Source organism: Sphingomonas sp. 67-41, assembly GCF_001899725.1.
Taxonomy (GTDB): domain Bacteria; phylum Pseudomonadota; class Alphaproteobacteria; order Sphingomonadales; family Sphingomonadaceae; genus Sphingomonas; species Sphingomonas leidyi.
Map to the genome: position 1 here is coordinate 38,929 of NZ_MKWJ01000019.1, position 12,648 is coordinate 51,576.

Genomic DNA, 12,648 nt, shown 5'->3' on the forward strand with positions numbered 1-12,648 from the left:
GGTACATAACGCGTCGGCAAGCACTGGGCATTTGGAGCGGCCGCCGACCAACCGATTTCCGCCCGATGAGAGGTTTTCATGAATAGCAAGCAGACGGCCCGGCGCAACATCGCTGTTCTCGCAGCGGCGCAAGCCCTTGGCGGTGCCAGCCCGCCGATCGTGATGTCGCTCGGCGGTCTGGTCGGGCTGCAACTTGCCTCGAATCCGGCCTGGGCCACGTTTCCAGTCAGCCTGTTCGGCCTTGGTCTGGCTTTTGGCACACTTCCCGCTGCAGCCCTGATGCGAAGGTGGGGCAGGCGAGCGGGATATGTTCTGGGAGCCGTGACGGGAATTCTCGGCGGCGCCGTGGCAGCCTTTGGAATCTTCTCCAGCTCCTTTGCGATCTTCTGCTTCGGAACCTTCATCGCGGGGCTCTACAGCTCCTACGTGCAGAGCTATCGCTTCGCGGCGGCCGATGCGGCGGAAGGCGAGATGAAGGCTCGCGCGATATCGCGGGTCATGGTCGGCGGACTCGTAGGCGCGATCGTCGGTCCGCAGCTCGTGATCTGGACGCGCGACGCCCTGCCACCTCCTTTTGTGGGCAGCTTTCTCAGCCAGGCGATCCTGCCGATGATCGCGATCCCCGTCCTCCTCATGCTTCGGACACCGCGCGCTGAGCAGGCTGCGCGAGGGAGCGAAACCGGACGACCGTTGCTCGAGATACTGAAGATGCCCCGCTACATTCTGGCGGTCGCGACCGGCGTCGTATCATACGGCGTTATGGCGTTCGTGATGACCGCCGCGCCCGTCGCGATGGTCAAGCAGGGATACGGGGTCGATAATGCGACGCTGGGGATCCAGTGGCATCTTCTCGCCATGTTCGGGCCGAGCTTTTTCACTGGACGTCTGATGGCCCGGTTCGGGAAGGAGCGGGTGACCGCGTTCGGCCTTGTGCTGCTGGCGGGTTCGGGTGCCGTCGCCTTGAGCGGCGTGGCGTTGTCGAACTTCTGGGGCTCGCTCGCGCTCTTGGGTATCGGCTGGAACTTCAGCTTCATTGGAGCGACCGCTATGGTCACCGACTGTCACACCCCTGCGGAACGAAGCAAGGCGCAGGGCGCGAATGACTTTCTCGTTTTTGGGGTGACCGCGATCGTGTCCTTCCTTGCTGGCTCGGTGATGCACAGCGCGGGCTGGGTCACGATCAATTGGGCCATCCTGCCCGCGCTGGCGCTGATGCTGGTGCCATTGGTCTGGCAGGCCTCGCGAACGAAAGTCGCCCCCTGATCTTGTCGTCCTTGGAGAGGGCCCTCATCTCGTGCATATGAACATGTCCACATATGTCGAATGCATGCTACCAAGAGTGAGATCGAAATGTCTGACGTCCATGAACATACCGGCCCGGACGTGGGCGATGCGCATCTCCGCCTATCGAGCCATGAGATGACCATTCTGGCCGAGACCTTTCGTTTGCTCGGCGATCCAACCCGTTTGCGGATATTGCTGTTCTGCCTGAATGTGCCCAAGGCGGTTGGCGACATCGCGGAAAGCCTTGGGCTTTCCCAGACTCTCGTAAGCCACCATCTTCGGCTGCTGCGTGGTGCCCGGCTTGTGCGGGGTGAGCGACAGTCTCGCCAGGTTTTCTATCAGGTAGCCGATGCGCACGTCAGTGACATGCTGATCGATATGGCATCCCATATCGGTGAGGATCACAGCGAGGACTGAACCTGCCGTTTGAATGGCCCAAACGCGCGTCAACTCGAGCTTTCTAGCCGACGCGCGTCTGGGCCGCTCCTGAAGCCTTCCCGAACACAGTCCTGAAAGTCCGGGGGCAACCTCAAGAGCATCGCTGCGAGGACCATAGCAGGTCCGCGCGTATCTCTGTCAGAACCAGACCCGAACACCGGCGACGAGATTAAAACCTCCGGTGTCCTCGCCGGCGGCGCGAGCTATTCGAGCCGTCTCGCCGAATTTTCGTTCCCACGCCACACCCACATAGGGTGCAAACTCGCGGACTACCTCGTATCGAACCCGCAGCCCGAGCTCGGCATTGACCAGACCTGCCCCGATCCTTTCCGCGCGCATGTCCTGCGCGGAAAGGTTCACCTCGGCGCGCGGCTGCGCGACCAGGCGCTGCGTGATACGCTGATCATAATAACCCTCGATCCTGCCGAGTAAGTCGCCTTTGTCCGAAACGAAGGCGGCGCCTTCGATCTCGAACCAGTATGGAGCCAGGCCTTCGAAGCCGATGACCGCGTATGTGCGCGTAGGCTCTGGTCGGATGTCCTGCCGCACGCCGGCTTGCAGATTGAAGTAGGGGCCAATCGCGCGACTGTAGAGAGCCTGAACCTCGGCGCCCTCCAGACCGCCGCCGAAATTCCCTTCGCCTTCAGATTTTACCGTCAGCCGGTTGATGTCCCCGCCGAACCAGGCCTCTCCATCCCAATGATAACCCTCCTTGCCATCGCGGATCTGGACCTCGGCGAGATTGAGCATGACCTGCGAATAGGACATTCCGCCATGCTCTTTCATCATGGCGTCTCGTACGGGCTTCATCGCATCGCGTCCCCAGACCCGATCCGCATAGTCGGCGTCGGGCGCTGCTGGAGCAGGTGCATTTCCGGCGGGAAGGGCGGTCCCCGACTGTTCCATCGACGGCGAGGTGGGAGCGGCCGCCTTCGGCGTGCAATGTCCCATTGCCGCATGTTCGGGCGGGCAGGAGGGGTCTGAAGATGTCGCTGGTTGTGCTGGTTCAGCCGACGAATGCTCTTCACTTTCCTGTGTGTCGGGAGCCGGGGTACAGTGGCCCATCGCAGCGTGCTCCGGGGCGCAGGCCGCCTCCTTGCGAACCTTGACCTCGGGCGCCGCGGGTTTGCAGTGCCCCATGGCCGCATGTTCCGGGGAACATGCCGTCGCCCCCGCCCTGTTCTTGGCGGCCGGGTTGTCCGGCGCCGACACGGGAGCGCTCTGATGCTGAGAATGATCCATGGACTGAGCGGCCGCCGGGCTGGCGAGCGCCAGAACCGACGCTGCACTCAGAAATGCCAGGGTCTTCATGCCGGCAGCTCGCCCGTCTGACTGAGGAGGGCGGTTGGCTTTCCCTTGGGAGAGCTTGCTGGCTTGGGTGTGCAATGACCCATGGCTGCGTGCTCGGGCGGGCAGGACGGATCGCTCTGCGCGGGCACCGGGCGCGATGGCGCAGGCGCTTTGCGCGCCTTCGGCGCAGGCTTCGCCGTGGGCTTGGCCGCGGGCCGGGGGGCCGCTTTCCTGGCGCCTGCCTGCGCGTTGCCATGCTGGCTGTGATCCATCGTTTGGGCAGCAAGCGGGGCGCTCAGGGCCAGAAGGGAGGTAGCAAGCAGGGAGATAAGGCTTTTCATGCGGCCGTTCCTTCGCGGGGGCGCACGGAGACGATCTGCATCATCCCTGCGTGCATGTGATAGAGCATGTGACAATGGAACGCCCAGTCACCCAGGGCGTCAGTCGTGACGTCGAAGGTCACGGTCCCGCCGGGTTGCACCTGGACGGTGTGTTTGCGCGGGGCATAGGCACCGTGGCCGGTGACCAGTTCGAAGAAATGCCCGTGCAGATGGATAGGGTGACCCATCATCGTATCGTTGACCAAAGTGATGCGGACCCGTTCGTCCTTGAGAAACGGGATGGGCTTCTTCACTTCGCTCAGTTTGAGCCCGTCGAACGCCCACATATAGCGTTCCATATTGCCGGTCAGATGGATCCGCATCGACCGGTCCGGCGCTCTTACGTCAGGGTTGCGCTCGACCGCCATGAGGTCGCGGTAGACCAGCACCTTGTGACCGACGTCCTTGAGCCCCTGGCCGGGCTCGCCCGTTCGGTCGATCGGCATCGGCGATATCGTCTGGACCGTGGGTGTGTCCTTGACCTCGGGTGCCATGGACATGTCGCGCATCGAGTGCTTCATGCCGCCGGCGCCGTGGCTCATGGTCGGTTGGTCCATCGCACCAGCGTCGCCGGCGGGTTTGCAATGTCCCATCGCCGCATGTTCGGGCGGGCAAGCAGCAGCTGCGCCGCTCGGTGGCATCGCGGAATGATCCATGCCGGACATGCCAGGCATATCACCCATGCCCATGTCCTTCATGTCGGCTAACGGACGCTTGCGCAGCGGGGGAACAACAGCGGCCATGCCCTCGCGCGGCGCGAGGGTGGCGCGCGCCATGCCCGAGCGATCGACACTCTCGCCAACGATCGTATAGGCGCGGTCGTCTGCCGGCTCGACGATCACGTCGTAGGTCTCGGCAACGGCGACCTGAATTTCGTCGACGCTCACCGGACGGACCGGGAGACCGTCTGCCTGCACCACTGTCAGCTTCAGGCCGGGAATGCGGAAGTTGAACGTCGTCATCGCCGAGGCGTTGATGATGCGCAGGCGGACGCGTTCGCCCGGACGAAAAAGCCCCGTCCAATTATCCCGAGGGCCATGGCCGTTGACGAGATAGGTGTAGGTGCTGCCCGTTACGTCCGAAACATCGGTCGGGTCCATGCGCATCGCACCCCAGGACAGTCGTTCCTTACCAGTCTGGTCACGGCCAGCCAGCTGGCCAGCCAGCGTCTGCTTCTGGAAATTGAAGTAGCCTCCCTGCTGCTTGAGCTTGCGGAAAATCGTATGCGGATGAAGCGGGCTGTGGTCGGACAGGACAAGAACGTGCTCGCGGTCGGAATTGATCGGGTCCTCGCCGGCGGGGTCGATCACGATCGGCCCATAATGGCCCAGCTGCTCCTGCAGGCCCGAATGGCTGTGATACCAGTAGGTCCCCGACTGAACGATCGGGAACTCGTAGGTAAAGGTCGACCGAGGCTTGATCCCCGGGAAGCTCACGCCTGGAACGCCGTCCATCTGGAAGGGCAGGATCAGCCCGTGCCAGTGGATCGAGCTGTCCTCGTCCAGTGCATTTTCAACATGAAGGCGGACTTTCTGTCCTTCCCGCAGCCGAATGAGCGGCGCGGGCACTGTTCCGTTGATGCCGATCGCATGGCTCATCCGGCCGTCGATCGTCATCATTTGCGCAGCGATCTTCAGATGGATTTCATCGCCGGACACAGTCGGGAGCGCCCGCACGATTCCGGCGGACACGGGTTGGGCCCATGCGGGAAACCAGCTGGCGAGCGCCGCCGTTCCTCCCAGGGCCGCGCTACCCCGTAGAAGGGCGCGGCGGTCGATTAAATCAGTCATGTCGCCTCTCAAGTCCCTCAAAGGGGATGGAACGACATGCCTTTTCCACCTTCCCATCATGGCAAGGTCAAGTTCTTTTTCGCGCGCTTCCAGGCAGACCGGTTGAGCACCCGAAAGCGGCAAACCCAAGCCGGTTCAGGGCGCTCTTGTGGCAAGGGTAGGTAGAGGGGCAAATCTGGTGAGGTTTTGATCCTGGACGCCTGATGCCTCCGTAATGCCCCCGCATTCACAGCGCTTTCGGACCTCCAGCAGTGGCACCTGGCCTTCGCAATCCAGCTGCTGGCCCTCAAGCGGGGATCAGCCGTTATCTGTCATGGAGTTGACGAGGAGCGATCGGCGCCGGCGAGCATCAATAGCTGTGCTCACTTCGTTACGGAGGATCGCTAACGGAGGCTTCATTGCAAATGACGGGACCATCCTACGCTGCTATCTCGCCTTATGGCTAAGAAAAAGACCACATTTCATGTTTTCTATTCATGGCAAAGCGACTCGCCAAAGAAGACGAATTTCAATGCTATCGGCAAGGCACTTGCCGATGCCTGCAAGCGCTTGGAGGCGGCGAACCCCAAACTGAAGCTGGTCGCGGACGAAGCGACTCGCGATACTAGCGGCAGCCCCAAGATCACCGATAAGATCATCGAGAAAATCGAGGCGGCGGCAATCTTCATCGCCGATATCACCACCGTTACGCCGCCCGGCGCGGACAGGCCGTGCCCCAATCCTAATGTTGGCTTCGAGCTCGGCTACGCCGTCGCGACGCTGGGCTGGGACCGTGTTGTTCTTCTATTTAACACTGCAATCGGCAATTTTCCCGCCGATCTGCCGTTCGATTTCGCTCAGAACCGTGCGATGAAATACGGCTATGCCCCGAGCGATCCCCCCTCGAAACGCGAAGACTTGAGCAAGCGGCTCGAGTTCGCTGTGAAGGCGATAATCGACAAGAATCCGAAGCGACCGGCCGAGCTCAAGGGGCTGTCCCGCGAGAAGATCGAGCACGACCATGACGTCGAGAATATGCGCTGGCTGATGGATACGCTCCATATCCCGACGCTGCAGCAACACCTTGAAGAGATGCCGTATCTGCTCACCGACAAGGCAATCTGGTTTTTCGAAAATTTCCGCGGCGTCGCCGGCAATTCGTTGTTTAGCGTCTACGACCCCGTGCTACGCGAGGCGGTAGACAAGCTGTATCGTGGCTGGCTTAGGGCCTTGTCCCACGACGAACAATATCATTCGACCCCAAGCGGGAAATCTCACGTCTTCAGCAGTCCAGGCGACATGCCGCTGACCGCCTCGCGCCAAAAGGCATGGGATGAGATCGATGCCGGTCGCCACGAGATGGCTGAAGGCATCACCACAATTTTGGAGCGGCTGCGCGCCGACTATATCGAGATCAACATCCTGCGGACCAACGATCGGGCCTGGAACGTCTATTGCGACTTCCAGCGCGATGTGGAAGCGCGGTTTCCGGAGCTGCCGAAGCGTCGAAAGAAAAAGACCAAGAAATAGGTCCATCTTAGGAGGGAGACCTTACCCTAGAGGCTGTTATGAACCAGCGGCGATGGCAGCAGCTTGCTTCATCATGATGCAAGCGAACGCGACGACATGCAGTCCGGCGAGTGTTTGGGCGTATCGCTCGTAGTCCTTGACGAGGCGGCGAAATCGGGTTGCCCATGCGAATGATCGTTCGACGACCCATCGGCGGGGCAGGAGAACGAAGCCCCGCTTCGCCTCGGGCAGCTTGATGACTTCCAGCGTGATGCCGTGAGCCGCCGCATTGGCAGCCCGCGCGCCGGTATAACCCTGATCGACATAGGCAATATCGACGTTGTCGCCGGTGACGGTCTGCATGGTCCGCGCGAGCCGTTCGACTTCGCCACGATCCTCGGCACTGGCCGGTGTCACATGCAGCGCGAGCAGGTGACCCAGCGTATCGACCGCCATGTGCAGCTTCGATCCCTTCTTGCGTTTGCCGCCATCATAGCCGGCCCGCTCGCCGCTCTCGGGCGTGGACCGCAGCGTCCGGCTGTCGATGATGGCCGCGCTGGGTTCAGCGGTGCGACCTGCCGCCAGACGCAGCACGGCGCGCAGATCGTCCACCAACGCTTCGAAGCATCCCGCCGCCAGCCAGCGCTGCGTCTGCTGATAGACCGCAGCCCAGGGCGGCAGGTCGTTCTCGGCATCCAGCGCCACGGCGCGCCCGTCTTCACGATGTAGCGCAGGCCATTGAACACCTCGCGCAGGCTGTGCTCGCGCTGCCCCGCATCCTCGCGCTGAAGCGTCAGATACGGCACGATCAGCGACCATTCTTCATCGGATACGTCAGACGGATAAGGCTTGCGGACAATCTCCATCCAAGCCTTTGAATCCATTCGGACTCACAAGTCCATAACAGCCTCTAGATTTGCTAGCGGACATTCGGAAGAGGTGGAATTAGCGATGCTTCTTGAAGACCATAAGCGCCGGGTCGCGCGGCTTCTCCGCGGTGAGCGCAAGATTACCGACCTTCATAGCCTCTTCTCCGACCTCCGCATGCACCAGCCGGGACGGGCAAGCGTCCAGGAGATTGGACACTTCGCTGCCCACCGCCACGAGAGGGATGCGGGAATAAGCTTGGCGCGCGCAAACGACATCCAAACAAGCGCTAGGCTCTGGCACCTCCAACTCAACGGAGCCAAGCCTAACGCTGAGCACTTGGAGGAGGCAGGGCGCGCCAACCTCAGGATTATTCCGGATGACCGGATCAAGGAGAGGCTTGGCATCTCTCGCCAAACTGCCGAGCAATCCTTCAACAAGGCAATCAGGAAGTTCAAAGCAGACCGGACACTCAAAGAGCGGGAGTTTAAGGTTTTAAAAGTGTTTGGTCTCAGCATGATGTGGCAGTTCGCGTTCAGCGACATGACGCTGTGGCGGGACTTTGTGGATCTGCTCGTGGAGGAAGGGTCGCTCGCGGATGATTGCAGACACAGCTTCGAACCTGTCTCAACCTTCGTGAGCCTATACGCGCTGAATATCATGCACGGCGCGCGGTTGAAGATGGCCGATGGCAAGAGGGCGCAACTCACGCTGTCCGTATCAGAGGAATGCGGCTTCTTGCGGATCAAGGCCGAGATACCGGTTAGCGATACTCCGAAGCCGATCACGACCAGTGTTCCGATGTTCGAGAGCACTCTGATGGCTGGGGAGTACTGCGATCCGAGAATCCTGACCATTATTGACGAGCCAATACCTGCGGAGATCGATGGGAACAGGCTGGTCGCGCTTGGCTAGCCTTGCTCGGTTTTTGGCGCTTGTCCGACGCGTTTAGTATGTCCGCTCATCCGTAAGGCAACGTTCGTTCCTAGTCGTCTGAGTGTCGTCTCAGTCCCCAAGCACGCCATAACTCCGGCCTTGGGGCGTAGCCTCGAGGTTAAACGCCTTCGCGCGTCGTCGATGCTGGAGCACGTGAGAGCAGCTAGCCCCGAACAAGCATTTGTCACAGCGGGCAGGTTTAGCTGGTAAAAGACATGATGGCTTCCAATGTCGCATTCATCAAACGCCCTTTCAGCAATATGTTCGTTGCAACCCATCACCTGTGGCGGATGCAAATGCGCCTCGGCTCCATTGTTGGATACCGAGGCGCACCCAAGGCTGGGTGTTGCGTTAATCAACACCCAGCCGCCTGGCCGACCCAAGGGCTCAGGGGGACTGGGGGGCAGCCCAGAGGGGGCCGGCCATAGGGATGCGCGGCTTACTGGCTCCGATCAGAGAGCCACTTCTTCATCTGCGCGATTTCCTTTTCCTGCGCCTCGATGATGGCCTGCGCCAATTTGCCCACTTCAGGATCCGAGCCGTGATCGAGAACAACGCGCGCCATGTCGATCGCGCCTTGATGGTGCGGGATCATGCCGCGCAGGAAATCGAGATCTGCGTCGCCGCTGAACTCGATCGCCATGTCGGCGTGCATGCGGTTGTTCGCGACCTGATAATCGCGAATGACGGGATTGTCAGACAGGCCTTCGGCCTGATGCTCGCCATGGCCTTCGTGATTCACGACTGCACCGCCTCGGTGCCTTCAATCAAAGTGGTGGGATAGCCATCATCCGCCAGCGCCTTCTGGATATCCTCCTGGCTTGCAGTGGTGGTCACGGAAATGGTGCGGGACACGGTATCGGCCTCGATAGTGGCCTCAGGGTCGACCTTGCCGATCGCCTCGTTGATGTGCCGGACGCACGAACCGCAGGTCATGTCCTGGACGTGGAACTGCATCGGGATTCTCCTCAAAATTCGAGTTCGTCCCGCAAGAAATGGGGCTTGCCATCGTTGGAAGGTCAAGCCGTCCGCCGAAAAAAACTTGAACCTTGACCTTCCAATGATGGGAAGCCTCACATGGGGTTGGTCAAGTTCGCGAGAATCGAGGAAGCGGAACATGCTGACCGAAAAATCCCCCATCGAAACAGACGTTTCGACAATCACCTTGCCCATCGAGGGCATGACCTGCGCGTCGTGCGTCGGCCGCGTTGAGCGCGCACTCGGCAAGATCGAAGGCGTGAGCGCGGTCAACGTCAATCTCGCGACCGAACGGGCGAGCATCACGGCGGGAGGTCCGGTCGATCGGACCGAGCTCGTGAAGGCGGTCGAGTCGGCGGGTTATGCGGTGCCGGTCGAAACCACAGAGCTTACCGTGCTCGGCATGACCTGTGCGTCATGTGTCGGGCGTGTCGAGCGTGCGCTCAGGGCCGTGTCGGGTGTGATGGAGGCCAGCGTCAATCTGGCGACCGAACGCGCTACGATCCGCGGCGCGGCTGACGCGAAGTCGCTGATCGCCGCGATCGCTGGTGCCGGGTATGAAGCGAAACCCGTGGCCGTCAAGGCTGCCGATGCGGACGATGGCGAGGATCGCAAGGAAGAGGAGCGCAAGCTGCTCAAGCGCGATCTGACCATTGCCGTGCTCCTGGCGCTCCCTGTCTTTCTCATGGAGATGGGGTCTCACCTCATCCCCAGCGTTCATATGTATATCGCGATGTCGATCGGCATGCAGACGAGCTGGTACATCCAGTTCGCGCTGACGACCCTTGTCCTCGCGATCCCAGGCTTCCGTTTCTACCAGAAGGGCCTCCCCGCCCTGATCCGGCTGGCTCCCGACATGAATTCGCTCGTCGCGGTCGGCACCCTGGCGGCCTACGGCTATTCCCTTGTTGCAACCTTCGCCCCGGCGCTTCTCCCACCCGGGACCGTGAACGTCTATTTTGAAGCGGCTGCGGTCATCATCGCGTTGATCCTGCTCGGCCGCTATCTGGAGGCAAGGGCAAAAGGGCGCACGTCCGAGGCGATCAAGCGTCTCGTCGGCCTTCAGGCCAAGACCGCGCGCGTGCGCCGCGCCGACAGTACCGTCGAAGTCGCCGTCGCTGAAGTAGTTGCCGGCGACATCATCGAAGTTCGGCCTGGTGAACGGATCCCCGTCGATGGCGAGGTTATCGAGGGCGAAAGCTACGTCGATGAATCCATGATCACCGGTGAGCCAATTCCGGCCAAGAAGGCGGAAGGGGCAAGCCTCGTCGGGGGTACGGTCAACCAGAAGGGGGCGCTGGCATTTCGCGCGACGGCAGTCGGCGATGCCACCATGCTGTCCCAGATCATCCGCATGGTCGAACAGGCGCAAGGATCGAAGCTGCCGATCCAGGCCCTCGTGGACAAGGTGACGATGTGGTTCGTGCCCGCCGTCATGGTGGTGGCTGCGCTCACTTTCGGCGCCTGGCTGGTATTCGGTCCGTCTCCGGCCTTGAGCTTCGCGCTGGTCAATGCGGTCGCGGTTCTCATCATTGCCTGCCCCTGTGCCATGGGTCTGGCGACGCCGACCGCCATCATGGTCGGCACCGGCCGGGGAGCCGAACTGGGCATTCTGTTCCGCAAGGGCGAAGCGCTTCAGCTTCTGCGCGATGCCAAGGTCGTGGCCGTCGACAAGACCGGTACGCTGACCGAAGGCCGCCCCGTGTTGACGGAGCTGCAGGTTACGCTTAGCTTCGATCGGTCGGACGTTCTCGCCCGGATCGCGGCAGTTGAGGACAAGTCCGAACACCCGATTGCCCGCGCCATCGTCGATGCCGCCCTCGCCGAGAAGCTCAGCCTCCCCGAGGTCTCCAACTTCGAATCCCTGACCGGGCGCGGTGTTCGCGCCGAGGTGCTTGGCGAGCGGGTCGAAATTGGGGCGGATCGCTTCATGCGCGAGCTCGGCCTGGATGTCGCCGCGTTCGCCAAGACAGCATCGCGCTTGGCCCTTGAAGGCAAATCGCCACTCTATGCCGCGATCAATGGTAAGCTTGCAGCCGTCGTCGCCGTGGCTGATCCGATCAAGGAAACGACCCCTGCGGCCATCGCCGCCCTCCATGCTCTCGGCCTGAAAGTCGCGATGATTACGGGCGACAATCAGCATACCGCGCAGGCGATCGCGCGCCAGCTGGGCATCGACGAGGTTGTGGCTGAAGTCCTGCCCGACGGAAAGGTCGAGGCGGTGCGCCGCCTGAAAGCAGAATATGGACGCCTCGCCTTTATCGGTGATGGCATCAACGATGCACCGGCGCTCGCCGAAGCAGACGTCGGGATTGCGGTCGGTACGGGCACGGACATTGCCATCGAGGCTGCCGACGTCGTGCTTATGTCGGGCCACCTCAACGGTGTGGCGTCGGCGATCGCACTCTCCCGTGCCACGATCGGCAACATCCGCCAGAACCTCTTCTGGGCTTTCGCCTACAATACCGCGCTGATCCCGGTCGCTGCCGGCGCTCTATGGCCGATCTCGGGCATTCTCCTGTCGCCGGTGTTTGCTGCCGGCGCGATGGCAATGTCGAGCGTGTTCGTTCTTGGCAATTCACTCCGGCTCCGCGGCTTTCAGCCGCCGGAGGCATCGACTGGCGCGCCGGCGAAGGGAGCAGGACGATGAACATCGGCCAGGCAGCAAAGGCGTCCGGCGTCTCCGCCAAGATGATCCGCTACTATGAGCAAACGGGCCTCATTCCAAAGGCGGATCGACGGGATTCGGGCTATCGGGATTACTCACCGGGCGACGTCAACATGCTCCGGTTCATCCGGCGCGCGCGCGACCTTGGGTTCGCCGTGACCGAGATCAACGAGCTTCTCAACCTGTGGCGCGACCGGTCGCGCCACAGTGCAGACGTCAAGCGCATTGCCCAGTCGCATATTTTTGAGCTTCAGGACCGCATCAAGGGGCTCAACCAGATGGTCGACACGTTGCAGGGTCTCGTGAGCTGCTGCGCAGGAGATGATCGCCCAGACTGCCCAATCATTGCGGATCTTGAAGAGCCTTCATCGGATCGCGCGTTGCCGATGCCAGCCTCTGCCGGAATTCGCCGTCTGCGCCATCGGTAGCTATGTTGCCGGCAAGCTCATTGTCCCGGATGACCTATCTCATTGTCGGACTGTTGGGCGTTGTAACGGATGCGGGCGGGTGGGGGCAGTGGCAGATGGTC

At 61.5% G+C, this 12,648-nt stretch carries 10 protein-coding genes and 2 pseudogenes; 6 read left to right on the plus strand and 6 right to left on the minus strand.

Features of this window, described 5'->3' with window-relative positions; genetic code table 11:
- The first annotated feature begins 78 nt into the window (after nt 1-78).
- Together BGP17_RS10045 and BGP17_RS10050 are read left to right on the plus strand one after the other, a co-directional pair.
- Nucleotides 79-1,263: an MFS transporter gene (locus tag BGP17_RS10045; RefSeq protein WP_017502084.1), complete on the plus strand. Its 1,185-nt coding sequence runs from the start codon at nt 79-81 to the stop codon at nt 1,261-1,263.
- A gap of 156 nt (nt 1,264-1,419) precedes the next feature.
- The gene (locus BGP17_RS10050; RefSeq protein ID WP_037445127.1) at nt 1,420-1,701 is read left to right on the plus strand and encodes an ArsR/SmtB family transcription factor; all 282 of its coding nucleotides are present in this window, start codon (nt 1,420-1,422) and stop codon (nt 1,699-1,701) included.
- A gap of 159 nt (nt 1,702-1,860) precedes the next feature.
- On the opposite strand, the gene BGP17_RS10055 is transcribed toward BGP17_RS10050, so the two are convergent.
- Both BGP17_RS10055 and BGP17_RS10060 read right to left on the minus strand, forming a co-directional pair.
- Nucleotides 1,861-3,033 (minus strand): copper resistance protein B, encoded by a 1,173-nt coding sequence (locus BGP17_RS10055; RefSeq protein WP_026109366.1) that lies wholly within the window; start codon nt 3,031-3,033, stop codon nt 1,861-1,863.
- 316 nt (nt 3,034-3,349) lie between these two features.
- Nucleotides 3,350-5,182, minus strand: coding sequence for a copper resistance system multicopper oxidase (locus BGP17_RS10060; RefSeq protein ID WP_026109365.1), 1,833 nt, complete (start codon nt 5,180-5,182; stop codon nt 3,350-3,352).
- 438 nt (nt 5,183-5,620) lie between these two features.
- On the opposite strand from BGP17_RS10060, the gene BGP17_RS10065 reads away from it, so the two are divergent.
- Complete coding sequence (locus BGP17_RS10065) at nt 5,621-6,691, plus strand: hypothetical protein (RefSeq protein WP_017502080.1); 1,071 nt, start codon at nt 5,621-5,623, stop codon at nt 6,689-6,691.
- A 111-nt stretch (nt 6,692-6,802) separates the two neighbouring features.
- On the opposite strand, the pseudogene BGP17_RS10070 reads toward BGP17_RS10065, so the two are convergent.
- Nucleotides 6,803-7,375, minus strand: a pseudogene (locus BGP17_RS10070) (IS5 family transposase); the annotation flags it as partial.
- Nucleotides 7,357-7,554 (minus strand): annotated as a pseudogene (locus tag BGP17_RS23870) (transposase); the annotation flags it as partial. The pseudogenes BGP17_RS10070 and BGP17_RS23870, both read right to left, overlap by 19 nt.
- 67 nt (nt 7,555-7,621) lie before the next feature.
- On the opposite strand from BGP17_RS23870, the gene BGP17_RS10075 reads away from it, so the two are divergent.
- Entirely contained in the window at nt 7,622-8,452 is an 831-nt protein-coding gene (locus BGP17_RS10075; protein WP_037521839.1) for a hypothetical protein, read from the plus strand.
- A 460-nt stretch (nt 8,453-8,912) separates the two neighbouring features.
- On the opposite strand, the gene copM is transcribed toward BGP17_RS10075, so the two are convergent.
- Together copM and BGP17_RS10085 are read right to left on the minus strand one after the other, a co-directional pair.
- Nucleotides 8,913-9,215 carry a CopM family metallochaperone gene (gene copM, locus BGP17_RS10080; RefSeq protein WP_017502521.1) on the minus strand — a complete coding sequence of 101 codons (303 nt, stop codon included), beginning with the start codon at nt 9,213-9,215 and terminating at the stop codon, nt 8,913-8,915.
- On the minus strand, nt 9,212-9,430 hold the full coding sequence (locus BGP17_RS10085; protein WP_017502522.1) for a heavy-metal-associated domain-containing protein: 219 nt from the start codon (nt 9,428-9,430) through the stop codon (nt 9,212-9,214). The genes copM and BGP17_RS10085 overlap by 4 nt, the downstream gene beginning before the upstream one ends.
- Before the next feature lie 160 nt (nt 9,431-9,590).
- Here BGP17_RS10085 and BGP17_RS10090 point away from each other — a divergent pair, with 160 nt between their 5' ends.
- Both BGP17_RS10090 and cueR read left to right on the plus strand, forming a co-directional pair.
- Complete coding sequence (locus tag BGP17_RS10090; protein WP_017502523.1) at nt 9,591-12,101, plus strand: heavy metal translocating P-type ATPase; 2,511 nt, start codon at nt 9,591-9,593, stop codon at nt 12,099-12,101.
- Nucleotides 12,098-12,547, plus strand: a complete 450-nt coding sequence (gene cueR / locus BGP17_RS10095; protein ID WP_017502524.1) for a Cu(I)-responsive transcriptional regulator — start codon at nt 12,098-12,100, stop codon at nt 12,545-12,547. The genes BGP17_RS10090 and cueR overlap by 4 nt, the downstream gene beginning before the upstream one ends.
- Nucleotides 12,548-12,648: the final 101 nt, after the last annotated feature.

Bases quoted from the DNA above. Each gene is read 5' to 3' on its own strand.
- BGP17_RS10045 (WP_017502084.1), top strand. From the start codon at position 79: ATGAATAGCAAGCAGACGGCCCGGCGCAACATCGCTGTTCTCGCAGCG.
- BGP17_RS10050 (WP_037445127.1), top strand. From the start codon at position 1,420: ATGACCATTCTGGCCGAGACCTTTCGTTTGCTCGGCGATCCAACCCGT.
- BGP17_RS10055 (WP_026109366.1), bottom strand. From the start codon at position 3,033: ATGAAGACCCTGGCATTTCTGAGTGCAGCGTCGGTTCTGGCGCTCGCC.
- BGP17_RS10060 (WP_026109365.1), bottom strand. From the start codon at position 5,182: ATGACTGATTTAATCGACCGCCGCGCCCTTCTACGGGGTAGCGCGGCC.
- BGP17_RS10065 (WP_017502080.1), top strand. From the start codon at position 5,621: ATGGCTAAGAAAAAGACCACATTTCATGTTTTCTATTCATGGCAAAGC.
- BGP17_RS10075 (WP_037521839.1), top strand. From the start codon at position 7,622: ATGCTTCTTGAAGACCATAAGCGCCGGGTCGCGCGGCTTCTCCGCGGT.
- BGP17_RS10085 (WP_017502522.1), bottom strand. From the start codon at position 9,430: ATGCAGTTCCACGTCCAGGACATGACCTGCGGTTCGTGCGTCCGGCAC.
- BGP17_RS10090 (WP_017502523.1), top strand. From the start codon at position 9,591: ATGCTGACCGAAAAATCCCCCATCGAAACAGACGTTTCGACAATCACC.
- cueR (WP_017502524.1), top strand. From the start codon at position 12,098: ATGAACATCGGCCAGGCAGCAAAGGCGTCCGGCGTCTCCGCCAAGATG.